Source organism: Pseudomonas sp. P108 (assembly GCF_032613195.1).
GTDB lineage: Bacteria > Pseudomonadota > Gammaproteobacteria > Pseudomonadales > Pseudomonadaceae > Aquipseudomonas.
Genome location: NZ_CP126691.1, coordinates 1362504 through 1384520 on the forward strand (window position 1 = coordinate 1362504; position 22017 = coordinate 1384520).

General features: G+C 58.7%; 19 protein-coding genes. 11 read left to right on the plus strand and 8 right to left on the minus strand.

From position 1 onward, the window contains the following. Nucleotides 1–41 precede the first annotated feature (41 nt). On the plus strand, nt 42–860 hold the full coding sequence (tcdA, locus tag QOM10_RS05825; protein WP_316917735.1) for a tRNA cyclic N6-threonylcarbamoyladenosine(37) synthase TcdA: 819 nt from the start codon (nt 42–44) through the stop codon (nt 858–860). Nucleotides 861–979: 119 nt separating this feature from the next. On the opposite strand, the gene QOM10_RS05830 is transcribed toward tcdA, so the two are convergent. From QOM10_RS05830 to QOM10_RS05845, 4 genes are all read right to left on the minus strand, one after another. Further along, complete coding sequence (locus QOM10_RS05830; RefSeq protein WP_127925999.1) at nt 980–1384, minus strand: SufE family protein; 405 nt, start codon at nt 1382–1384, stop codon at nt 980–982. Further along, complete coding sequence (locus tag QOM10_RS05835; protein ID WP_316917736.1) at nt 1381–2586, minus strand: cysteine desulfurase; 1206 nt, start codon at nt 2584–2586, stop codon at nt 1381–1383. The genes QOM10_RS05830 and QOM10_RS05835 overlap by 4 nt, the downstream gene beginning before the upstream one ends. A 107-nt stretch (nt 2587–2693) precedes the next feature. After that, nucleotides 2694–3728 (minus strand): 2,3,4,5-tetrahydropyridine-2,6-dicarboxylate N-succinyltransferase, encoded by a 1035-nt coding sequence (gene dapD / locus QOM10_RS05840; protein WP_160038498.1) that lies wholly within the window; start codon nt 3726–3728, stop codon nt 2694–2696. Between the two features lie 33 nt (nt 3729–3761). Continuing rightward, the gene (locus QOM10_RS05845) at nt 3762–4124 is read right to left on the minus strand and encodes an ArsC family reductase (RefSeq protein ID WP_003222107.1); all 363 of its coding nucleotides are present in this window, start codon (nt 4122–4124) and stop codon (nt 3762–3764) included. A gap of 294 nt (nt 4125–4418) precedes the next feature. On the opposite strand from QOM10_RS05845, the gene QOM10_RS05850 reads away from it, so the two are divergent. After that, nucleotides 4419–6050 carry a Na+/H+ antiporter gene (locus QOM10_RS05850; protein ID WP_150749447.1) on the plus strand — a complete coding sequence of 544 codons (1632 nt, stop codon included), beginning with the start codon at nt 4419–4421 and terminating at the stop codon, nt 6048–6050. Here QOM10_RS05850 and QOM10_RS05855 read toward each other — a convergent pair. The 4 genes from QOM10_RS05855 to map form a co-directional block, all read right to left on the minus strand. Then, the gene (locus QOM10_RS05855; RefSeq protein WP_127926004.1) at nt 6043–6750 is read right to left on the minus strand and encodes a M12 family metallopeptidase; all 708 of its coding nucleotides are present in this window, start codon (nt 6748–6750) and stop codon (nt 6043–6045) included. The two genes, QOM10_RS05850 and QOM10_RS05855, sit on opposite strands and share 8 nt — an antisense overlap. A gap of 187 nt (nt 6751–6937) precedes the next feature. Further along, the gene (dapC, locus tag QOM10_RS05860; protein ID WP_316917737.1) at nt 6938–8137 is read right to left on the minus strand and encodes a succinyldiaminopimelate transaminase; all 1200 of its coding nucleotides are present in this window, start codon (nt 8135–8137) and stop codon (nt 6938–6940) included. 43 nt (nt 8138–8180) lie between these two features. Continuing rightward, complete coding sequence (locus QOM10_RS05865) at nt 8181–10883, minus strand: [protein-PII] uridylyltransferase (protein ID WP_123594889.1); 2703 nt, start codon at nt 10881–10883, stop codon at nt 8181–8183. A 41-nt stretch (nt 10884–10924) separates the two neighbouring features. Further along, the gene (gene map / locus QOM10_RS05870) at nt 10925–11707 is read right to left on the minus strand and encodes a type I methionyl aminopeptidase (protein WP_127926006.1); all 783 of its coding nucleotides are present in this window, start codon (nt 11705–11707) and stop codon (nt 10925–10927) included. 373 nt (nt 11708–12080) lie between these two features. Here map and rpsB point away from each other — a divergent pair, with 373 nt between their 5' ends. The 9 genes from rpsB (at nt 12081) to bamA (ending at nt 21998) form a co-directional block, all read left to right on the plus strand. Next, nucleotides 12081–12818 (plus strand): 30S ribosomal protein S2, encoded by a 738-nt coding sequence (gene rpsB / locus QOM10_RS05875; protein ID WP_003222119.1) that lies wholly within the window; start codon nt 12081–12083, stop codon nt 12816–12818. A 190-nt stretch (nt 12819–13008) separates the two neighbouring features. Beyond that, a complete protein-coding gene (tsf, locus tag QOM10_RS05880) occupies nt 13009–13872 on the plus strand; it encodes a translation elongation factor Ts (RefSeq protein WP_127926007.1) in 864 nt (287 codons plus the stop codon). Nucleotides 13873–14080: 208 nt separating this feature from the next. Continuing rightward, nucleotides 14081–14824 carry a UMP kinase gene (gene pyrH / locus QOM10_RS05885; RefSeq protein ID WP_003222124.1) on the plus strand — a complete coding sequence of 248 codons (744 nt, stop codon included), beginning with the start codon at nt 14081–14083 and terminating at the stop codon, nt 14822–14824. After that, on the plus strand, nt 14821–15378 hold the full coding sequence (gene frr / locus QOM10_RS05890) for a ribosome recycling factor (RefSeq protein ID WP_007908855.1): 558 nt from the start codon (nt 14821–14823) through the stop codon (nt 15376–15378). Before pyrH ends, frr begins: the two co-directional genes overlap by 4 nt. Before the next feature lie 14 nt (nt 15379–15392). Beyond that, nucleotides 15393–16148 carry a polyprenyl diphosphate synthase gene (uppS, locus tag QOM10_RS05895; RefSeq protein WP_127926008.1) on the plus strand — a complete coding sequence of 252 codons (756 nt, stop codon included), beginning with the start codon at nt 15393–15395 and terminating at the stop codon, nt 16146–16148. Then, nucleotides 16148–16954: a phosphatidate cytidylyltransferase gene (locus QOM10_RS05900; protein ID WP_150749444.1), complete on the plus strand. Its 807-nt coding sequence runs from the start codon at nt 16148–16150 to the stop codon at nt 16952–16954. The genes uppS and QOM10_RS05900 overlap by 1 nt, the downstream gene beginning before the upstream one ends. After that, nucleotides 16951–18141: a 1-deoxy-D-xylulose-5-phosphate reductoisomerase gene (gene ispC, locus QOM10_RS05905; RefSeq protein WP_127926010.1), complete on the plus strand. Its 1191-nt coding sequence runs from the start codon at nt 16951–16953 to the stop codon at nt 18139–18141. The genes QOM10_RS05900 and ispC overlap by 4 nt, the downstream gene beginning before the upstream one ends. A gap of 54 nt (nt 18142–18195) precedes the next feature. Beyond that, nucleotides 18196–19548 carry a sigma E protease regulator RseP gene (gene rseP / locus QOM10_RS05910; protein ID WP_127926011.1) on the plus strand — a complete coding sequence of 451 codons (1353 nt, stop codon included), beginning with the start codon at nt 18196–18198 and terminating at the stop codon, nt 19546–19548. Nucleotides 19549–19622: 74 nt separating this feature from the next. Further along, nucleotides 19623–21998 (plus strand): outer membrane protein assembly factor BamA, encoded by a 2376-nt coding sequence (bamA, locus tag QOM10_RS05915; RefSeq protein ID WP_127926012.1) that lies wholly within the window; start codon nt 19623–19625, stop codon nt 21996–21998. Nucleotides 21999–22017: the final 19 nt, after the last annotated feature.

Below are 22017 nucleotides of genomic sequence, written 5' to 3' on the forward strand. Positions count from 1 at the left end.
GTCGCCGCGTAGCCCTATAATGCGCGCCGGTTTTTGGGGTAATGGTCATGAGTACAGAAGATCCGCGGTTTGCAGGCATCGCCCGTTTGTATGGCATTGAAGGCCTGGAGCGCCTGCGCGCGGCCCATGTGGCGATTGTCGGCGTCGGTGGCGTCGGTTCCTGGGCGGCGGAAGCCATGGCCCGCTGTGGCGTCGGCGAGATTTCGCTGTTCGACCTCGATGACGTCTGCGTCAGCAACGCCAACCGCCAGTTGCACGCGCTGGACAGCACCGTCGGCAAACCCAAGGTCGAGGTGATGGCCGAGCGTCTGCGCGGGATCAACCCGGATTGCACCGTGCACGCCGTGGCGGATTTCGTTACTCGCGAGACCATGGCTGAATACATCACGCCGAACGTTGATTGCGTGATCGACTGCATCGACGCGGTCAACGCCAAGGCTGCGCTGATCGCTTGGTGCAAGCGCCGCAAGATCCAGATCATCACCACGGGTGGTGCGGGGGGGCAGATTGACCCGACGCTGATTCAGGTGTGCGACCTCAACCGCACGTTCAACGACCCGTTGGCGTCGAAAGTGCGCTCGACGTTGCGGCGTGATTATGGTTTTTCGCGCACCGTGACCCGGCATTACAGCGTGCCGTGCGTGTTTTCCACCGAGCAACTGCGCTATCCGAAACCGGATGGCAGCATTTGTCTGCAGAAGAGTTTTGTCGGCGATGGCGTGAAGCTCGACTGCGCCGGTGGGTTTGGCGCGGTGATGATGGTCACGGCAACGTTCGGCATGGTCGCGGCGACCAAGGCAGTGGACAAGATTGTCGCGGGTGTACGGCGTCCGGCTGACCGAGTCAAATCTGACGCCTGACCGGTTGATCGTTCCCACGCTCCGCGTGGTAATGCAGCCCGGGACGCTCCGCGTCCCATCCAGAGCCGAACGCGGAGCGTCCGTTGAGGCATTCCCACGCAGAGCGTGGGAACGATCAGTCAGCGAGCCAGCTCATTCATCCGCTGGAGCACGGCATTGAGGCCATTGCTGCGCGATGGCGATAGCTGACGCGAAAGGCCTAGCTGATTGAACCAGTCCGGCAAATCAACCTGCTGCAATTCAGCCGCCGACAACCCGTTAACCCGCAACAGCAACAACGCCACCAACCCGCGAATCATCCGCGCATCGCTGCTGGCGCTGAACTGCCAGTGACCGTCGTGCAACGCCCCAACCAGCCACACCTGACTCTCACAGCCATGCACTCGGTTGGCATCGCACTTGTCGGCGTCACTCAACGGCGGCAGACGATCACCAAACTGCATCAGCAACCGCGCCCGCTGTTCCCAGCCGGCTGCGTTCTGAAAAATGTGCAGCGCTTCAGCCGCCGCGACCGGCAAACTCATCGCAACAACTCCAGCGCCTGATCCAGCGCTTCAAAGAAGCGCTCCAGATCCTCGGAATCGTTGTACAGCGCCAGCGACACCCGAATCGCGCCAGCCAGTTCGAAGCTTTTCAGCAGCGGCATCGCGCAGTGATGCCCGGCGCGCACGGCGATTCCTTGCTCGGTCAGCAAGTGCGCCAGATCAGCGTTATGCACACCCTCGACAACAAAACTCGCCAACGCCAATTGCGGCTTGCCAAGCAATCGAATGCCGTTACGCGCTGCGAGGCCGCGCAGCAAATAGTCATGCAGCGCTGCTTCATGGGCCGACACCGAGTCCTGATCCAGCCCGGCCAGATAATCGAGCGTTGCGCCGAGGCCGATCACACTGGCAATCGGCGGCGTGCCCGCTTCAAAACCCAGCGGCGCAGGGCGGAAACGCGCGTCGTGATAGTTGGCTTCCAGGACCATCTCGCCACCGAACTGCCACGGTTTCAGTTGCTCAAGTGCTGCGTTGCGCCCGAACAATACGCCGAGGCCATCGGGGCCATACAGTTTGTGGCTGGAAAACACATAGAAGTCGCAACCCAGCGCCTGCACGTCATGCCGGCCATGGACCACGCCTTGCGCGCCATCGACTACAGTCAGCGCGTTCTGCGCCTTGGCCATGCCCAGCAAGGCCGGCAATGGCTGCCATGCACCGAGCACGTTGGACAACTGACTGACTGCCAGCAAGCGCGTGCGCGGGCCGATCAAATGTACCGCGGCAGCAAGGTCGATCAGACCGTCGGCATCCAGCGGCAGGATCACCAGTTTCAGGTTGCGACGTTGCGCCAGTTGCTGCCACGGCAGCAGGTTGGCGTGATGCTCCAGGGCGCTGATGACAATTTCATCGCCCGGGTGGAAAAGATGTTCCAGGCCATAAGCCAGGAGATTCAGCGCACTGGTGGCGCCGTGGGTAAAGATGATCTGCCCGCTGTCACCGACATTGAGCCACTGGGCGACCTTGAGCCGACTGTCTTCGAACGCCTGCGTCGCGTGAGCGCCGGGCAGGTGTTGCGCACGATGCACATTGGCTGCGCCATTGGCGTAGTAATGCGTCAGTGCGTCGAGCAGGGCTTGTGGTTTTTGCGTGGTGGCGGCGTTGTCCAGATAGGTCTGGTCTTGCCGTTGCAGCGCGGCGATGGCCGGGAAATCGGCACGCCAGGGGGAGGGAATCATCATGTGGTATACGCCTGACCCTGTGGGAGCGAGCCTGCTCGCGAAGGCGTCCTTGAGGACGCTAAAAGCTTCGCGAGCAGGCCCGCTCCCACAGGTTATCAATGTGCTGCTTAGTTGTGAGCGTGCAGCGCTTCGTTCAGTTCGATCGCCGATTTGTGGGTTTTGCACTCCACAGCACCGGTTTCCGAATTGCGACGGAACAGCAGATCAGTCTGACCGGCCAGCTCGCGCGCCTTCACAACCTTGACCAGGTTGTTGTTTTCGTCGAGCAGGGCAACCTTGGTGCCAGCGGTCACGTACAGGCCCGACTCAACGGTGTTGCGGTCACCCAACGGGAAACCGATACCGGCGTTGGCGCCGATCAGGCAGCCTTCGCCAACCTTGATCACGATGTTGCCGCCGCCCGACAGGGTGCCCATGGTCGAGCAACCGCCGCCCAGGTCCGAACCCTTGCCGACGAACACTCCAGCGGAAACGCGGCCTTCGATCATGCCCGGGCCTTCGGTGCCAGCGTTGAAGTTGATGAAACCTTCGTGCATCACGGTGGTGCCTTCACCGACGTAAGCGCCCAGACGCAGACGTGCCGCGTCAGCGATACGCACGCCAGCCGGAACCACGTAGTCGGTCATTTTCGGGAACTTGTCCACCGAGAACACTTCCAGCAGCTCGCCACGCAGGCGGGCTTCCAGTTGCATTTCCGCCAGTTCGCTCAGGTCGATTGCACCCTGGCTGGTCCACGCTACGTTTGGCAGCAGCGGGAAAATACCGGCCAGGCTCACGCCGTGTGGCTTGACCAGACGGTGCGACAGCAGGTGCAGCTTCAGATACGCCTCAGGCGTCGAGGTCAGCTGTGCGTCTTCGGCCAGCAGGGTGGCGACCAGTGGCTTGTGGCTTTCAGCCAGACGGGTCAGCAGCTTGCCTTGCACGGCGTCGATGCCTTTCACGGCTTCAGCCAGTTGTGCAGCCTGGGCGGTGGTGAAAGTGATGGCCTGGTTGCCTTCGGTGTAACCGAGGATTGGCGCAACTGCCGCGACCAGTTCGGCCGATGGGTTGAGCAGTGGCTGTGCGTAGAACACTTCCAGCCACGCGCCTTGACGGTTCTGAGTGCCGACACCAAAGGCGATGCTGAACAGGGAATTGGACATGTAAATACACCTCTACAAAGAGTGACGGGCTGCTTACTTCAGAGCGGCCGCGTAGATATCTGGCTTGAAGCCAATCAGGGTTCGGTCACCGAGATCGAGCACCGGGCGCTTGATCATCGAGGGTTGAGCGAGCATCAGTTCGATGGCTTTCGACTGGTCGAGATCGGCTTTGCGTTCGTCGTCGAGTTTGCGAAAGGTCGTGCCTGCGCGGTTCAACACCGTTTGCCAGCCGTGTTCGTCACACCATTGGGTCAGGTGTTCACGGTCGATGCCGGCGGTTTTGTAATCGTGAAAGTCGTAGCTGACAGCGTGTTCATCGAGCCAGGTGCGCGCCTTCTTCATGGTGTCGCAGGCTTTGATGCCGAAAAGGTGCAACGTTTTACTTGAAACGGTCAAGGAATTGCCCCCTTTACAGGTGCTGGAGAAAAATGGTGTCGGATTATGCCATGACCAAACCGGTTCGCGGCGCCTCAGGTCGATTTGGCAATGCAAAACCCTGTGGGAGCGAGCTTGCTCGCGAAGTGGTCGTGTCAGTCAATATCTCTGTTCGGTGAATGACCGCATTCGCGAGCAGGCTCGCTCCCACAAGGGACTGCAATCGGGCAGTGCTACATAGGTGCAACGGTCAGACACAGCCTAAGCGGCTAATATGGCAGTTCAACGCTGTCGATTGTCTGAGATTTCCGCTTTATGCAAACTGCTTATACCGTCCTGATCCTGCTGATGCTGGTCAGCGTTTCGCGTCTGGTCGGACGGGTCATCCCGCTGCCGCTGCCCCTGGTGCAAATCGCCGCTGGCGCCTTGCTCGCCTGGCCGACCCTCGGTCTGCACGTGGCCCTTGATCCCGAATTGTTCCTGTTTCTGTTCCTGCCGCCATTGTTGTTCTCCGACGGCTGGCGCATGCCCAAGCGCGAGTTCTGGCACTTGCGCGGACCGATCCTGACCCTGGCGGTCGGGCTGGTGCTGTTCACCGTGGTCGGCGCCGGCTACTTCATTCATTGGTTATTGCCGTCAATTCCGTTACCGGTAGCCTTTGCCCTCGCGGCGGTTTTGTCGCCCACCGACGCCGTGGCGGTGTCGGCCATTTCACAAAACCGCTTGCCGACCCCGCTGATGCATATATTGCAGGGCGAGGCGCTGATGAACGATGCCTCGGGTCTGGTGACCTTCAAGTTCGCCCTGGTGGCGGCCATCACGGGCGTGTTCTCGCTGACCAACGCCAGCCTGACCTTTGTCGTGGTGGCGCTCGGCGGACTGGCGGTCGGGGTGGCATTGAGCTGGCTGGTCGGGCGCTTGCGGGCGTGGATGATCGCCCGTGGCTGGGACGATCCGGCCACTCACGTGGTGTTCATGTTGCTGTTGCCGTTCGCCGCTTATGTGTTGGCCGAACGCCTCGGCGTCTCGGGCATTCTCTCGGCGGTAGCGGCGGGGATGATGCAGAGCTGGCTTGATCTGCTGCCACGACAGACCAGCACTCGCTTGCTCAATCGCAGCGTCTGGTCGCTGCTGGAATTCGCCTTCAACGGTCTGATCTTCCTGCTGCTCGGCCTGCAATTGCCGGACATCATCAAAGCCGTGGTCAGCCACGAGCCAACCTTGTGGCCGACGCTGTTCTATCGCTGCCTTGATGTCGTGGCGATTTTCCTCGCGTTGGTGTTGCTGCGGTTTATCTGGGTGCAGAGTATCTGGCGCTTGTCGGTGTTGCTGCGACGTTTGCGCGGCAAGGGCGAGCTGACACAAGTGCCGACCGCGCGCTCCTGTTGGTTGCTGACTGTCGGAGGGGTGCGAGGTGCGGTGACACTGGCGGGTGTGATGTCGGTGCCGATGTTGATGGGGGCGGACGCGTTCCCCGAGCGTGATCTGCTGATCTTCATTGCTGCCGGGGTGATTCTGCTGTCGCTGATATCGGCGTGTATCGCTCTGCCGCTGTTGTTGCGCGGGATCGAAAAGAGCCCGGACGACAAACGGCGCCAGGAAGTGCGCGATGCCTGGCGCAAAACTGCGGAAGCGGCGATTCATGCGCTGGAAACAGAAGAAACGTCTCCGCAGGACGCTGCTCAAGCCGCGCTGTCGGCCGAGCTGAAGGCACGGATCATGTCCGAGTATCGCCATCAACTCGATGTCTTCAACGATTCCGCCGAAGCTCAGGCCTTGGCGTTCCAGATGGATCTGCTCGAGCGACGCCTGCGCTTGAAGGCGCTCAGGGCACAGCGTCTGGAACTCTATAGCCTCAGTCGTCATCACCAGATCGGTGATGACGTCCTGAGAGAGGTGTTGGCTGATCTTGACCTGAGTGAAGCCAATCTGGGGCAGGTCAAATAGACACATCCTGATAGTTGATGGGCGGATAAGCTATTCTCGCTAATTGCTTGTCGCCTTCACTGATGTGTTTATTGATGGGGATCTCGAAGTTGTTGGTAGTCAAAAAAGATTGAATCGGGTAGTGCATGATGGAGTGCTTGTCGTAGTTGCCCAGAACAAGCCCGCCGGTCGTGTCGAGATCAAAGAGATTCAAATCGACCTCATCTTTTTCCCAGCCGACGACTTCGACGAAATATTGGTATACGGCATCTTTATCCCATGGAATGTTCGCATCGGGATGAAGGTGAGCGTGATGGAAGCCCAGCGCATGGCCAAATTCATGAATCAGTGAGATTTCGAAGGATGGTGTATCTGATCGTTCTGTGACTACTAACGTAGGTTCGTCGGATGCGATCGTCAGGGCATTCGTCCCTAGTGCCGAATAATTGCCGGAGCCCTCCAGATCGATACGAATCTGGCCGGGGCCATCCTCAACCCGTTCGAAGGCAAGGCTGACAAAGGGTTCCCATTGTCGAATGCAACGTTCAACGCGGTATTTCATTTCCTCAGGGAGCGCGCGCATGAACGAAAAACTGACAGTGCTGGCGTTTTTCCAGAACTTTTCCGAGTAAGCCACTGAGCGTTTGGTGCGTGCCGGTGAATACAGGTTATCTGCATCCAGCCTGGGTTTTAGTATTTTTACGTAATGGTAATTTTGCATGGTTAATATCCATATTTTTATGACTTGTCGGTAAGTGCACTGAACCTGGCATTTAAAAAGTGTTGTCAAAGTCGCTGCGACTTAAAGACTAACTTTGCCGGGTAAAGGCAGGAAGACGAGAAATAATTGGATATGTAACCTGCAATCGAGCCTGCGCGCCAGATTGCCTGGCGCGGGCATGTGATGTTTACTTTTGTCGCGTTGCAAACGCGCGAATTCGCTCCGCCGCTTCTACGCACTCTGCCAATGGTGCAACCAGCGCCATGCGCACGCGGCCAGCCCCCGGGTTGACGCCATCGACGTCACGGGACAGGTAAGAACCCGGCACCACGGTCACGTGCTCCTGCTCGAACAGATCGCGGCAGAACGCGGCGTCGTCGCCTTGCACGTTCGGCCACAGATAGAAACTGCCATCCGGGCGCTGCACGTCCATCACCGGGCTGAGGATTTCCAGCATCGCATCGAATTTTTCGCGATACAGCGCACGGTTGGCGCGCACATGCACTTCGTCATTCCACGCCGCCACGCTGGCCAGCTGCGTTTGGACCGGCATCGCGCAGCCGTGGTAGGTGCGATACAGCAGGAAGCCTTTGAGAATGTCGGCATCGCCGGCAACAAAACCCGAGCGCAGGCCCGGCAGGTTGGAGCGCTTGGACAGGCTGTGGAACACCACGCAACGCTTGAAGTCCTTGCGGCCCAGTTCGACACACGCAGTGAGCAGGCCCGGCGGCGGGGTTTGCTCATCGAAGTACAACTCGCTGTAGCACTCGTCGGCGGCGATCACGAAATCGTACTCGTCGGCCAGGGCGATCAGCTTTTTCAGGGTATCGACCGGGATCAGTGCGCCGGTCGGGTTGCCTGGCGAGCAGAGGAAGAGGATCTGGCAGCGTTTCCAGATATCTGGCGAAACCGCATCGAAATCCGGGTTGAAGCCGTTCTCGTCGAGGCACGGCAGGTAATGCGGCTTGGCCCCGGCAAGGAATGCGGCGCCTTCGTAGATCTGGTAGAACGGATTCGGACTGACCACCAGTGCGTCGTCGCCACGGTTGACCACGGTCTGGGTGAACGCGAACAGGGCTTCACGGGTGCCATTGACCGGCAGCACGTTGCGCGCCGGGTCGATCCAGCCGCTCGGCACGCCGAAACGACGCTCGCACCAGCCGGCGATGGCTTCGCGCAGGGCCGGGATGCCGAGGGTGGTCGGGTACACGGCCATCTGATCCAGACTGTTGGCCAGAGCCTCGGCGACAAAGCTTGGCGAACGGTGTTTCGGCTCGCCGATCGACAGAGCGATCGGGCGTTTGTCCGGGTTCGGCGTCACGGTGCCGAGCAGGGCGCGGAGCTTTTCGAACGGGTACGGCTGGAGCTGGTTCAGAGCATTGTTCATTGGGGCAGGGTCTCTCGCAAAGCCATTTGAATCCGGGGCGCCATCAGATACTGATGCGCGACAGTTTGATATCGGGTTCCTGATTGACGCTCAGTTGCTCAACGATCGCATCCTGCAAACGGCTGCACAGCAGCGGGTCGGACAACGGTTGGTTGTGGGCGTCGGTGATGAAGAACACGTCTTCCACCCGCTCGCCGAGTGTCGCGATCTTGGCGTTCTGCAGCGACAGGTCGAACTCGAGGAAAATCCCGCCGATCCGCGCCAGCAGGCCCGGGCGATCGGGCGCGGTCAATTCCAGCACGGTCACCGGACGCTGCGCATCATTATGAATCGTCACCTGCGGCGCAAAGGCGAAATGCTTGAGCTGGCGCGGCACCCGGCGTTGAATGATCGTCGGGTAATCGTCGGGATTGCGCAGGGCTTCGGTCAAGCCTTCGCGGATCTGCTTGACCCGCGCCGGGTTGTCGCCGATGGACTCGCCTTCGTTGTCGAGCACGATGTAGGTGTCGAGGGTGAACTGGCTGCTCGAGGTGATAACCCGGGCGTCATGAATGTTCAGGTTCAGCTGATCCATAGCCGCCACGGTCACCGCGAAGAAATCATGCTGGTCCGGTGCATAAATGAAGATCTGCGTGCCACCCTCGAACTCGCGTTGGGTGGTTTCCTTGATCAGCACCAGCGGCCCGCCATCGACGGGTTGCTGGAGGATCGCGTCGCTGTGCCAGGCCACGTCACCGGCGGTATGGCGCAGGAAATAGTCATCGCCCAACTGCGCCCACAACTGCTCGACATCGTCCGGATCGGTGCCGCCGCGCACCAGAATATCCAGTGCGGCGCTTTGGGTCTGGCGGATCTGTTCTTCGCGATCCACCGGGTTTTCCAGACCGCGACGCAGCGCGCGTTTGGTCTCGGTGTAGAGCTGACGCAACAGGCTGGCGCGCCACGAGTTCCACAGCGTCGGGTTGGTGGCGTTGATGTCGGCCACGGTCAGCACGTAGAGATAGTCGAGACGGGTTTCATCGCCGACAGCCAGGGCAAAGTCGTGGATCACTTGCGGGTCGGACAAATCCTTGCGCTGAGCGGTGGTCGACATCACCAGATGGTTCTGCACCAGCCAGACGATCAGGCGGCTGTCCCACACCGGCAACTGATGGCGCTGGCAGAACGCCTCGGCATCGACCGCGCCGATCTCCGAGTGATCGCCATGTCGGCCTTTACCGATGTCGTGGTACAGGCCGGCCATGTAGATCAGTTCGGGCTTGGGCAGCTTGGCCATCAGCTTGGCGGCCAGCGGGAATTTCTCCGAGACCTGGGTGTACTGCAATTTGCGCAGGTGCTTGATCAGGTTCAGCGTGTGCGCATCGACCGTGTAGATGTGAAACAGATCGTGCTGCATCTGCCCGACGATAAAACCGAACTCCGGCAGATAACGCCCGAGAATGCCGTAACGGTTCATCCGGCGCAGGTTGCGGTGGATGCCGATCTTGCACTTGAACAGTTCAATGAACAGGCTGGTATTGCGAATATCGTTGCGGAAGTTGTCGTCGATCAGGTGACGGTGCTCGCGCAGCAGACGAATGGTGTCGGCGCGCACGCCTTTGATTTCCGGCTGCTGGGCCATCAGCACGAAAATCTCCAGCATGGCGAACGGCGTGCGGCGAAACACGTTGTCGTTGCGTGCCTCGATATAGCCGTCGTGGAGCTGGAAGCGCGAGTTGATCGGCTGCGGCGGCGCTTCGTCTTCCGGCGCGAGGATCACTTCCTCGAAATGCTGGATGATCAGGTCGCTGAGCTGGGCGATGCTCATCACTACGCGGAAATACTGTTGCATGAAGTTTTCGACGGCCTGCTTGGCGTCGTCGCCTTCAAAACCCAGTAGTCCGGCGATGGTGCGCTGGTGGTCGAACAGCAAGCGGTCTTCGGAGCGGCCGGCGAGCATGTGCAGGGCGTAGCGAACCTTCCAGAGAAATTCCTGAGAGGAGGCGAGCAGGGCGTTTTCACTCTCGACCAGGAAACCTTCGCCGGCGAGGGCGCGCAGGTTCAGGGTGCCGTATTGGCGACGCGCAACCCAGAGAATCGTCTGAATATCCCGCAGTCCGCCGGGCGAGCCTTTGACGTTGGGTTCCAGGTTGTATTCGGTGTCGTTGTATTTGTGGTGGCGGGCTTTTTGTTCGGCACGCTTGGCCAGGAAGAACTCCTTGGCCGGCCACATGTGTGCGGTGCTGGTGACGTCGAGCATGCGCTGGCGCAGGCGCTCGGGGCCGCAGATGGTGCGGCTTTCCATCAGGTTGGTGACGACTGTCAGGTCGGCGCGGGCCTCTTCGGCGCATTCATCGACCGAGCGCACGCTCTGACCGACTTCCAGGCCAATGTCCCACAACAGCGTCAGAAAACGCTCGATGGAGTCGCGGAAGACCTCGTGATCGGCGCTGTCCAGCAGGATCAGCAGATCGATATCGGAATAAGGGTGCAGCTCACCGCGACCATAACCGCCGACCGCGACCAGTGCGATGTCGGCGTCTTCACTCCAGTTGAACTGCTCCCAGGCCTTTTGCAGGATGTTGTCGACGAACCAGGCACGGTCTTCGATCAGCCGGCGAATGTCGCGACCCTGGCGAAAACGCGTGTCGAGCACCTCGCGAGCCTGGCGGATCGCCTTCTTGAACGCCGCGATAGGACTCGCTTTGAGAGCCAGTTCGGCCTGGAACTGACCGCGGTCGAAGAGTTCGGGATCCACCTGCGGCATCGATTGGCATTCCTTCTATAAGGCTGGGAGCGTTGTGTGGATCAGGCCGAGATGCGCGGGATGGTGTCGTCGGCGCGCAGGGTGAAGATCTCGTAGCCAGTGTCGGTCACCAGCAGGGTGTGTTCCCACTGTGCTGACAGCTTGCGATCCTTGGTGATCGCGGTCCAGCCGTCACCCAGTACTTTGGTGTCGGCCTTGCCCTGGTTGATCATCGGCTCGATGGTGAAGGTCATGCCGGCCTTCAGTTCCATGCCGGTGCCGGCGCGGCCGTAGTGGAGGATCTGCGGCTCTTCGTGGAAAACCTTGCCGATGCCATGACCGCAGAACTCGCGAACCACCGAGAAGCCGTTCTTCTCGGCGTGCTTCTGAATGACTTCGCCGATGTCGCCGAGGCGGCAGCCGGGTTTGACGATCTCGATCGCCTTGTACATGCATTCCTGGGTGATCTGCGACAGGCGTTCGGCCCAGACGGGTACTTCGCCGACATGGAACATGCGGCTGGTATCACCGTGGTAACCGTCCTTGATCACGGTCACGTCAATGTTCAGGGTGTCGCCGTTTTTCAGCGGCTTTTCATTCGGGATGCCGTGGCAGACCACGTGGTTGATCGAAGTGCAGATCGACTTCGGATAACCCTTGTAATTGAGCGGGGCAGGGATGGCTTGCTGCACATTGACGATGTAGTCGTGGCAGATCTGGTTCAGCTCATCGGTGGTGACGCCCGGTTTGACATGTTCGGCAATCATTTCCAGCACATCGGCGGCCAGTTTGCCGGCGACACGCATGCCAGCGATGTCCTCGGGGGTTTTGAGGTTGACGGTCATACAGGCTCTCTCTGCGCTCGGCGGCGCTTGCTGATACGAATAGGGCGGCAGGTGATCGTTTTGCGACCCTGAAAAACGCGATTCTAACAGACGCATGGCGCAATTCAGCGCCCGCGTGCATCGCTTCTCTCTATACAATGGTGCGTTCGGGGCCGATTCCAAGGGGGCTGCGCCCATGTCCTTGGTGCGAATACAGATTCCGGGTTCCGTTTCGGCGCACCCTGTGGTATAAAATGCGCCGCTTTCCGGGGATACCCCGAAAAGCTTAAATCCACACACGTGTCGACACGATGACCTGGGTGCTTTTGGCTTTATGCCACTGGTTGGTCATTGGGATACGTGGAGGCCAAACCCGACTTATTAAGGAACTATCATGTCCCAAGTCAATATGCGCGATATGCTGAAGGCCGGTGTGCACTTCGGTCACCAAACCCGTTACTGGAATCCGAAAATGGGTAAGTACATTTTCGGCGCGCGTAACAAGATTCACATCATCAACCTTGAAAAAACCCTGCCAATGTTCAACGAAGCTCTGACTTTCGTAGAGCGTCTGGCCCAGGGCAAAAACAAGATTCTGTTCGTCGGCACCAAGCGTTCCGCTGGCAAGATCGTTGCTGAAGAAGCAGCACGTTGCGGTTCGCCGTACGTCGATCACCGCTGGTTGGGCGGCATGCTGACCAACTTCAAAACCATTCGTGCTTCGATCAAGCGTCTGCGTGACCTTGAAGTTCAAGCCGAAGACGGTACTTTCGCCAAGCTGACCAAGAAAGAAGCGCTGATGCGCTCCCGTGACCTGGAAAAGCTGGATCGTTCGCTGGGCGGCATCAAGGACATGGGCGGTCTGCCTGACGCACTGTTCGTGATCGACGTTGACCACGAGCGCATCGCGATCACCGAAGCCAACAAGCTGGGCATCCCGGTAATCGGCGTTGTCGACACCAACAGCAGCCCGGAAGGCGTTGACTACATCATCCCAGGTAACGATGACGCAATCCGCGCTATCCAGCTGTACATGGGTTCGATGGCTGACGCAGTTATCCGTGGTCGCAACAATGTTGCTGGCGGTACTGTTGAATTCGCAGCTGAAGAAACTCAGGCTGCAGCTGAGTAATTGACGCCCTGGCGTTGACTCAGTAAGCAAAAAGGGGGCTTGGCCCCCTTTTTGCCACCTCGAAAACCATTTGTCGGCGCCCACGGCACTGTTTGTAATGTGCGGCAGCTAACAAGGGTGGTTCGGGAAGAATTGAACGCCCGTTCGATCGGGTGGAATGGTTGAAAACCTATCCAAGAGGAATTTGAAAATGGCAGCAATTACTGCAGCGTTGGTTAAAGAACTGCGCGAGCGTACCGGCGAAGGCATGATGGATTGCAAGAAAGCCCTGGAAAAGGCTGACGGCGACATCGAAAAAGCCATTGATGACATGCGTGCTTCGGGCGCGATCAAGGCTGCGAAGAAGGCTGGCAACGTTGCCGCTGAAGGCGCAATCGCAATCAAGGACGACGGTAAAGCTGCCGTTATCCTGGAAGTGAACTCGCAGACCGACTTCCTGGCTCTGCAAGACGACTTCAAGAACTTCGTTGCTGTCAGCGTTGAAAAAGCTTTCGCTGACAAGCTGACCGACGCTGCTCCACTGATCGCTTCGCAAGAAGCCGCTCGTGAAGCACTGGTTGCCAAAGTAGGCGAGAACGTCAACATCCGTCGTCTGGCCCGTATCGAAGGTGACGTTGTAGGTTCGTACCTGCACGGCAACAAGATCGGCGTTGTTGTGGCTCTGAAAGGCGGTGACGTCGAGCTGGCCAAAGACATCGCGATGCACGTAGCGGCAAGCAACCCTGAGTTCCTGCTGCCATCGGAAGTTTCGGCTGAAGCGATCGAGCGCGAAAAAGCTGTGTTCCTGCAGCTGAACGAAGAAAAAATCAAAGGCAAGCCAGAAAACATTGTTGAAAATATGGTCAAAGGCCGTATCAGCAAGTTCCTGGCTGAAGCGAGCCTGGTTGAGCAGGCGTTCGTCAAGAACCCTGAAATCAAGGTTGGCGAACTGGCCAAGAAAGCCGGTGCTGAAATCGTTTCCTTCACTTACTACAAAGTAGGCGAAGGCATCGAGAAGCCGGTCGACAACTTCGCTGAAGAAGTTGCTGCCCAGCTGGCTGCCGCCAAGCAATAAGACGGTTTTTCAACTGTCGCCCGAAAGAGGCTGCCCGCTTACGCGCGCAGCCTCTTTTCAGATGGGGTTGCCAATTTTTATTGGTTTCCACTTGGAACTGACTTACAAAGCCATGTTCCGATGGCGCTGAAGCAGCGCCAAGCTAGAGTGAACGCCAGCTGTAAACAGCTCGCAAAGAATTTTAAATACGCCGCAGGAGAGATTCGCAATGGCTCAGCAGGGCAGTGGTTATCAGGCTCGCTATAAACGCATTCTACTCAAGCTTAGCGGCGAGGCCCTGATGGGCTCGGAAGAGTTCGGGATCGATCCAAAAGTGCTGGATCGCATGGCGCTGGAAGTCGGCCAGCTGGTCGGTATCGGCGTACAGGTCGGTCTGGTGATCGGCGGTGGCAACCTGTTCCGCGGCGAAGCCTTGAGCAAAGCCGGTATGGATCGGGTTACAGGCGACCACATGGGCATGCTGGCCACTGTGATGAACGCTCTGGCCATGCGCGATGCGCTGGAACGTGCCAACATCTCGGCCATCGTGATGTCGGCGATTTCCATGGTGGGTGTGACCGATCACTACGATCGCCGCAAAGCCATGCGTCACCTGAACTCCAAAGACGTCGTGATCTTCGCTGCCGGTACCGGCAACCCGTTCTTCACCACGGATTCGGCAGCCTGCCTGCGCGCAATCGAAATCGATGCCGACGTCGTGCTGAAAGCGACCAAGGTCGATGGCGTCTACACCGCTGACCCGTTCAAAGACCCGCATGCCGAGAAGTTCGATCATCTGACTTATGATGAAGTACTGGATCGCAAGCTGGGCGTGATGGATCTGACCGCTATCTGCCTGTGCCGCGACCACAAGATGCCGTTGCGCGTATTCAACATGAACAAGCCCGGTGCCCTGCTGAACATCGTCCATGGCGGCGCTGAAGGCACCCTGATCGAGGAAGGTCAACAATGATCAACGAAATCAAGAAAGACGCTCAAGAGCGCATGCAGAAATCCCTGGACTCTCTGGCTCACGCTTTTGGTCAGATTCGTACCGGCAAGGCTCACCCAAGCATTCTGGGTAGCGTGATGGTGCCGTACTACGGCGCGGACACCTCCATCACTCAAGTGGCCAACATCACTGTAAAAGACTCGCGCACCCTGCAAGTCGTCGCCTTCGAGCGCAACATGCTCGCAGCGGTCGACAAGGCAATCCAGAGCGCTGGCCTGAACCTCAATCCGACCAACCTGGGCGAATTGTTGCTGATCTCCATGCCTGCCCTGACTGAAGAAACCCGCAAGGGCTTCACCAAGCAGGCGCGCAGTGCCGCCGAAGACGCGCGTGTTGCCGTGCGCAACATTCGTCGTGACGCCTTGGGCGAGCTGAAGAAACTGGTCAAGGACAAAGAAATCAGCGAAGACGAAGAGCGTCGTGCCGCTGCCGATATTCAGAAACTCACCGACAAGGCTGAAGCTGATATCGACACGGCTACCAAGCAAAAAGAAGCGGATCTGATGGCCGTATAAGGTTCGAGCTTTTAATGGACAAGACCAAGCAGACTGCGCCGTCCGCGGTGCCGCGCCATGTCGCGATCATCATGGATGGCAACAATCGCTGGGCGAAAAAACGCTTTATGCCGGGTGTCGCCGGGCATAAAGCGGGCGTGGATGCTGTGCGTGCCGTGATCGAGGTGTGTGCTGAGGCCAAGGTCGAAGTGCTCACCCTGTTCGCGTTTTCCAGTGAGAACTGGCAGCGCCCGGCCGATGAAGTCAGTGCCTTGATGGATCTGTTCTTCAAGGCATTGCGTCGAGAGGCCAAGCGCCTCAACGACAACAACATCAGCCTGCGCATCATTGGCGATCGTTCGCGCTTCCACCCTGAGCTTCAGGCGGCGATGCGCGAAGCCGAGGCCATGACCGCCGGCTCCAACCGCTTCATTCTGCAGATCGCCGCCAATTACGGCGGTCAGTGGGATATCGCCCAAGCGGCTCAGCGTCTGGCGCGTGAAGTTCAGGCCGGACACCTGCGTCCGGAAGACATCACCCCGGATCTGCTGCAAACCTGTCTGGCGACCGGCGATCTGCCATTGCCCGACTTGTGCATCCGCACCGGTGGCGAGCATCGCATCAGCAACTTCCTGCTGTGGCAACTGGCCTATGCCGAGTTGTATTTCTCCGACCTGTTCTGGCCGGACTTCAAACACGATGCCATGCGTACTGCGCTGGCCGATTTCGCTTCGCGTCAGCGTCGCTTCGGTAAAACGAGCGAACAGATCGAAGCTGGAGCCCGGGTTTAATGCTTAAACAACGAATCATCACTGCGCTGATCCTGCTGCCGGTTGCCTTGTGCGGGTTTTTCCTGCTGGAAGGTTCCGGTTTTGCGCTGTTCATCGGTCTGGTCGTGAGCCTGGGGGCTTGGGAGTGGGCGCGTCTGGCTGGCTTCGCCGCACAGTCGTTCCGTGTCGGCTATGCCGCTGTCGTTGCGCTGATGTTGTTCGTCATGTACGTGCTGCCGGGCCTCGCCCCTTGGGTGTTGGGCGCTTCGGTGTTGTGGTGGGCAGTGGCAACGTACCTGGTGCTGACGTATCCGCGTTCGAGCGAGCGCTGGTCCACGGCGGCCACCAAACTGGTGATCGGCCTGCTGATTCTGCTGCCGGCCTGGCAAGGTCTGGTACAGATCAAGCAGTACCCGCTGGGTAACTGGCTGATCATGGCGGTGATGGTGCTGGTTTGGGGCGCCGATATCGGTGCCTATTTCTCTGGTCGAAAATTCGGCAAGCGCAAGCTGGCCCCGCAAGTCAGTCCGGGTAAAAGCTGGGAAGGCGTCTACGGTGGTCTGGCGCTGAGTTTGCTGATTACAGCGATTGTCGGTCTCGTGCGTGACTGGACCGTCGCCGAGCTGCTTAAAGGCTTGATTGGCGCTGCGCTGATCGTCTTCATCTCCGTTGTCGGCGACCTGACCGAAAGCATGTTCAAGCGTCAGTCCGGCATCAAGGACAGCAGTAATCTGCTGCCCGGTCATGGTGGGGTGCTTGATCGTATCGACAGTCTGACAGCGGCAGTCCCGGTGTTTGCAGTGCTGCTGTGGATGGCGGCACCGTGAGTCGTCCTCAACAGATTACCGTTCTCGGTGCGACGGGCTCGATCGGTCTGAGCACGCTGGATGTCATTGCCCGACATCCTGAGCGTTATCAGGTGTTCGCGTTGAGTGGTTTCACGCGTCTCAGTGAGCTTTTCGCCTTGTGCGTGCGCCACGTGCCGCAATTTGCCGTGGTTCCCGAGGCTGCTGCCGCGCGTGGCTTGCAGGACGATTTGCGTGCCGCCGGTTTGCCGACCCGTGTGCTGGTGGGGGAGGAGGGCCTGTGCCAGGTCGCTGCTGCTCCGGAAGTCGATGCGGTGATGGCTGCGATCGTCGGTGCAGCAGGTTTGCGTCCGACCCTGGCGGCTGTCGAAGCTGGCAAGAAGATTCTCCTGGCCAATAAAGAAGCGCTGGTGATGTCCGGCGCCTTGTTCATGCAGGCGGTGCGCAAGAGCGGTTCGGTGTTGTTGCCGATCGACAGTGAACACAACGCGATTTTCCAGTGCATGCCACAGGATTTTGCCCGTGGATTGAGCTCGGTGGGTGTTCGTCGGATTTTGCTCACAGCCTCTGGCGGCCCGTTCCGACAGACGCCGATGAGTGAGTTGGCGCATGTTTCACCTGACCAGGCGTGTGCGCACCCGAACTGGTCCATGGGGCGCAAGATTTCGGTCGATTCGGCCAGCATGATGAATAAGGGGCTCGAGCTGATCGAGGCCTGTTGGTTGTTTGATGCCAAGCCGTCGCAGGTCGAGGTAGTGATTCACCCGCAGAGCGTCATTCACTCGCTGGTCGATTATGTCGATGGCTCGGTGCTGGCGCAGTTGGGTAATCCCGACATGCGTACGCCGATCGCCAACGCCCTGGCCTGGCCGGAACGCATTGATTCGGGCGTGGCACCGCTGGATCTGTTTGCTGTCGCGCGTCTGGACTTCGAAGCGCCGGATGAAGAGCGCTTCCCTTGTCTGCGTCTGGCACGGCAAGCTGCCGAGGCTGGCAACAGTGCACCGGCGATGCTCAATGCGGCCAACGAAGTGGCGGTGGCAGCGTTTCTCGACGGACGGGTCCGTTACCTGGAAATCGCGAGTATCATCGAGGAGGTCTTGAGCCTCGAGCCGGTCGTTGCACTGACAGATCTCGATGCCGTGTTTACGGCTGATGCCAAGGCGCGAGCTCTGGCTGAGCAATGGTTGAAGCGTCACGATCGATAGAATTTGCAACACAATGGCTACACGCGACACTGAACAGGATTGCGGAGAAAGTAGATGAGCGCGCTCTATATGATTGCCGGCACCCTGATCGCCTTGGGTGTGCTGGTCACCTTTCACGAATTCGGCCACTTCTGGGTCGCGCGTCGCTGTGGCGTCAAGGTTCTGCGTTTCTCCGTAGGCTTCGGCATGCCGCTGCTGCGCTGGCACGACAAGCAGGGCACTGAGTTTGTGGTCGCGGCGATACCGCTGGGCGGCTACGTCAAAATGCTCGATGAGCGCGAAGGCGAAGTGCCGGTCGATCAGCTTGATCAGTCGTTCAACCGCAAATCCGTGCGTCAGCGTATCGCTATTGTTGCGGCCGGCCCGATTGCCAACTTCCTGTTGGCGTTGGTGTTCTTCTGGGTCTTGGCCATGCTCGGCAGCGAGCAGGTGCGCCCGGTCATCGGTGCGGTTGAATCCGGCAGTATCGCTGCCAGTGCCGGTTTGAGTGCAGGTGAGGAAATTGTCGCGGTCGATGGTGAACCGACTTCCGGTTGGGCGGCGGTCAATCTGCAATTGGTCCGACGCCTTGGCGAAAGCGGTTCTCTGCAATTGCTGGTGCGTGAACAGGGTTCTACTGCGGATTCGCCGCGTGAGCTGAAGCTGGATAACTGGCTCAAAGGCGCTGATGAGCCGGATCCGATCCGCTCGCTGGGTATCCGTCCATGGCGCCCGGCTTTGCCGCCGGTGCTCGCCGAGCTCGATCCGAAAGGCCCGGCCCAGGCGGCTGGCCTGAAGACCGGTGACCGCCTGTTGGCTCTCGATGGTCAGGCGCTGAATGACTGGCAGCAGGTGGTCGACACCGTTCGTACGCGTCCTGATACCAAAATCATGCTGCGCATCGAGCGCGACAGTGCTCAAATCGACGTCCCGGTGACGCTGGCGGCGCGTGGTGAAAGCAAATCGCCAAGCGGTTATCTGGGGGCGGGCGTAAAAGCTGTCGACTGGCCGCCGGAGATGATTCGCGAGGTCAGTTACGGGCCTCTGGCTGCGATTGGCGAGGGTGCCCGTCGTACTTGGACCATGAGCATTCTGACGCTCGATTCGCTAAAGAAAATGCTGTTCGGCGAGCTCTCGGTAAAAAACTTGAGTGGACCGATAACCATTGCTAAAGTGGCGGGCGCTTCTGCCCAGTCGGGCGTCGCTGATTTCCTGAATTTCCTTGCTTATCTGAGTATTAGCCTGGGCGTTCTGAATTTGCTGCCCATTCCTGTACTGGATGGGGGGCATTTGTTGTTTTATCTGATCGAGTGGGCGCGTGGTCGTCCCTTGTCGGATCGGGTGCAAGGTTGGGGGATACAGATCGGTATCAGTTTGGTGGTCGGGGTGATGTTGCTTGCTCTGGTCAACGATCTGGGTCGACTGTAACGCTTCGCTGAATTGCGAATCTGCCGCATTTTGCGGCAGTTTGTTTATTGCCAGTTGGAATAAGAAAGGACTTCATGAAACGTCTGCTGCTAACTGCGGTTCTCACCGTATTGATGATCGCCGAAGTTCACGCCGAGTCCTTCACTATCTCTGATATTCGCGTCAATGGCCTCCAGCGGGTCTCCGCGGGTAGCGTTTTTGGTGCCTTGCCGTTGAACGTCGGTGAGCAGGCGGATGATCGTCGCCTGGTGGAATCCACTCGTGCGTTGTTCAAAACCGGTTTCTTTCAAGATATCCAGCTGGGTCGCGAAGGCAACGTTCTGGTCATCACGGTCGTCGAACGTCCGTCGGTCGCCAGTATCGAGATCGAAGGCAACAAGGCGATCTCCACTGAAGACTTGATGAAAGGTCTCAAACAATCCGGTCTGGCCGAAGGCGAGATCTTCCAGCGCGCCACCCTTGAAGGTGTGCGTAACGAACTGCAGCGTCAGTACGTCGCGCAAGGTCGCTACTCGGCTACGGTCGATACCGAAGTGGTCTCGCAACCGCGTAACCGCGTTGGTCTGAAAGTGAAGATCAACGAAGGTACCGTTGCCGCCATTCAGCACATCAACGTGGTGGGCAACACGGTTTTCCCCGAGGAAGACCTGACCGACCTGTTCGAACTGAAAACCACCAACTGGCTGTCGTTCTTCAAGAACGACGACAAGTACGCCCGTGAAAAGCTTTCCGGTGACCTGGAACGTCTGCGTTCCTACTATCTGGACCGTGGCTATATCAACATGGATATCGCTTCGACCCAGGTGTCCATCACCCCGGACAAGAAGCACGTCTACATCACTGTCAACGTCACCGAAGGCGAGAAATACACCGTTCGTGACGTCAAGCTCAGCGGTGACCTGAAAGTTCCTGAAGATCAGGTCAAGTCCCTGCTGCTGGTGCAGAAAGGCCAGGTGTTCTCGCGCAAGCTGATGACCACCACATCCGAGCTGATCACCCGCCGTCTGGGTAACGAGGGGTACACCTTCGCCAACGTCAACGGCGTACCGCAGCCGCATGATGATGACCACACCGTCGACATCCTGTTTGCTGTTGATCCGGGCAAGCGTGCCTATGTCAACCGCATCAACTTCCGTGGCAACACCAAGTCCGAGGACGAAGTGCTGCGTCGTGAAATGCGTCAGATGGAAGGTGGCTGGGCTTCGACCTACCTGATCGACCAATCCAAGACTCGTCTTGAGCGTCTGGGCTTCTTCAAGGAAGTCAACGTTGAAACCCCGGCTGTGCCAGGTGTCGACGACCAGGTTGACGTGAACTATGCCGTTGAAGAACAGGCTTCCGGTTCGATTACCGCCAGTGTCGGTTTCGCCCAGAGTGCCGGTCTGATCCTCGGTGGTTCGATCACCCAGAACAACTTCCTCGGTACTGGTAACCGCGTCAGCATCGGCCTGACCCGCAGCGAATATCAGAGCCGCTACAACTTCGGCTACGTTGACCCGTACTGGACCGCCGATGGCGTGAGCCTGGGTTACAACGCGTTCTATCGCACCACTGACTACAAAGACCTCGACGTCGATGTAGCAAGCTATGCGGTAGACAGCCTGGGTGCCGGCGTCAACGTTGGCTACCCGATCAGCGAAACTTCGCGTCTGACCTTTGGCCTGTCGGTTCAACAGGACGAGATCAAGACCGGTACCTACACCGTTGACGAGATTTTCGACTTCGTTAACAAGGAGGGCGACAAGTACCTGAACTTCAAGGCGTCGGCCGGCTGGTCCGAGTCCACCCTGAACAAAGGCGTACTGCCGACCCGTGGCCGTTCCCAGAGCCTGACCCTGGAAACCACCGTGCCGGGCAGCGACCTGTCGTTCTACAAGCTTGATTATCGCGGTCAGCTGTTCCAGCCGATCAGCGAGAACTACACCCTGCGCCTGCATACCGAGCTGGGTTATGGCGACGGCTACGGTGGAACCGACGGCTTGCCGTTCTATGAAAACTACTATGCTGGTGGTTTCAACTCGGTTCGTGGCTTCAAGGACAGCACCCTCGGTCCACGCAGTACGCCGAGCCGTGGTACCAACCCGGGCACGCTTGCTGACCCCGACCAGGATCCGCTGCCGTTCGGTGGTAACGTCCTGATCCAGGGTGGTGTCGAGGTTCTGTTCCCGCTGCCATTCGTGAAAGATCAGCGCTCCCTGCGTACTTCGGTATTCTGGGACGTGGGTAACGTATTTGACTCGCAGTGCAAGGACACTACCAATGCGAACGGCTCGACGTCGAACACCAAGTGCAACGACATCAGCCTGAGCAACATGGCCAGTTCCGTCGGTGTGGGTGTGACCTGGGTCACCGCACTGGGTCCTCTGAGCTTCGCGTTGGCCATGCCGATCAAGAAGCCGGATGAGGCTGAAACTCAAGTGTTCCAATTCTCCCTCGGCCAGACGTTCTAAGCGTCTGACCCAAGATAAC

What these genes read in the sequence shown, in the direction of transcription:
- tcdA (WP_316917735.1), top strand. Translation starts at nt 42, where the DNA reads ATGGTCATGAGTACAGAAGATCCGCGGTTTGCAGGCATCGCCCGTTTG.
- QOM10_RS05830 (WP_127925999.1), bottom strand. Translation starts at nt 1,384, where the DNA reads ATGAGTTTGCCGGTCGCGGCGGCTGAAGCGCTGCACATTTTTCAGAAC.
- QOM10_RS05835 (WP_316917736.1), bottom strand. Translation starts at nt 2,586, where the DNA reads ATGATGATTCCCTCCCCCTGGCGTGCCGATTTCCCGGCCATCGCCGCG.
- dapD (WP_160038498.1), bottom strand. Translation starts at nt 3,728, where the DNA reads ATGTCCAATTCCCTGTTCAGCATCGCCTTTGGTGTCGGCACTCAGAAC.
- QOM10_RS05850 (WP_150749447.1), top strand. Translation starts at nt 4,419, where the DNA reads ATGCAAACTGCTTATACCGTCCTGATCCTGCTGATGCTGGTCAGCGTT.
- QOM10_RS05855 (WP_127926004.1), bottom strand. Translation starts at nt 6,750, where the DNA reads ATGCAAAATTACCATTACGTAAAAATACTAAAACCCAGGCTGGATGCA.
- dapC (WP_316917737.1), bottom strand. Translation starts at nt 8,137, where the DNA reads ATGAACAATGCTCTGAACCAGCTCCAGCCGTACCCGTTCGAAAAGCTC.
- QOM10_RS05865 (WP_123594889.1), bottom strand. Translation starts at nt 10,883, where the DNA reads ATGCCGCAGGTGGATCCCGAACTCTTCGACCGCGGTCAGTTCCAGGCC.
- map (WP_127926006.1), bottom strand. Translation starts at nt 11,707, where the DNA reads ATGACCGTCAACCTCAAAACCCCCGAGGACATCGCTGGCATGCGTGTC.
- rpsB (WP_003222119.1), top strand. Translation starts at nt 12,081, where the DNA reads ATGTCCCAAGTCAATATGCGCGATATGCTGAAGGCCGGTGTGCACTTC.
- tsf (WP_127926007.1), top strand. Translation starts at nt 13,009, where the DNA reads ATGGCAGCAATTACTGCAGCGTTGGTTAAAGAACTGCGCGAGCGTACC.
- pyrH (WP_003222124.1), top strand. Translation starts at nt 14,081, where the DNA reads ATGGCTCAGCAGGGCAGTGGTTATCAGGCTCGCTATAAACGCATTCTA.
- frr (WP_007908855.1), top strand. Translation starts at nt 14,821, where the DNA reads ATGATCAACGAAATCAAGAAAGACGCTCAAGAGCGCATGCAGAAATCC.
- uppS (WP_127926008.1), top strand. Translation starts at nt 15,393, where the DNA reads ATGGACAAGACCAAGCAGACTGCGCCGTCCGCGGTGCCGCGCCATGTC.
- QOM10_RS05900 (WP_150749444.1), top strand. Translation starts at nt 16,148, where the DNA reads ATGCTTAAACAACGAATCATCACTGCGCTGATCCTGCTGCCGGTTGCC.
- rseP (WP_127926011.1), top strand. Translation starts at nt 18,196, where the DNA reads ATGAGCGCGCTCTATATGATTGCCGGCACCCTGATCGCCTTGGGTGTG.
- bamA (WP_127926012.1), top strand. Translation starts at nt 19,623, where the DNA reads ATGAAACGTCTGCTGCTAACTGCGGTTCTCACCGTATTGATGATCGCC.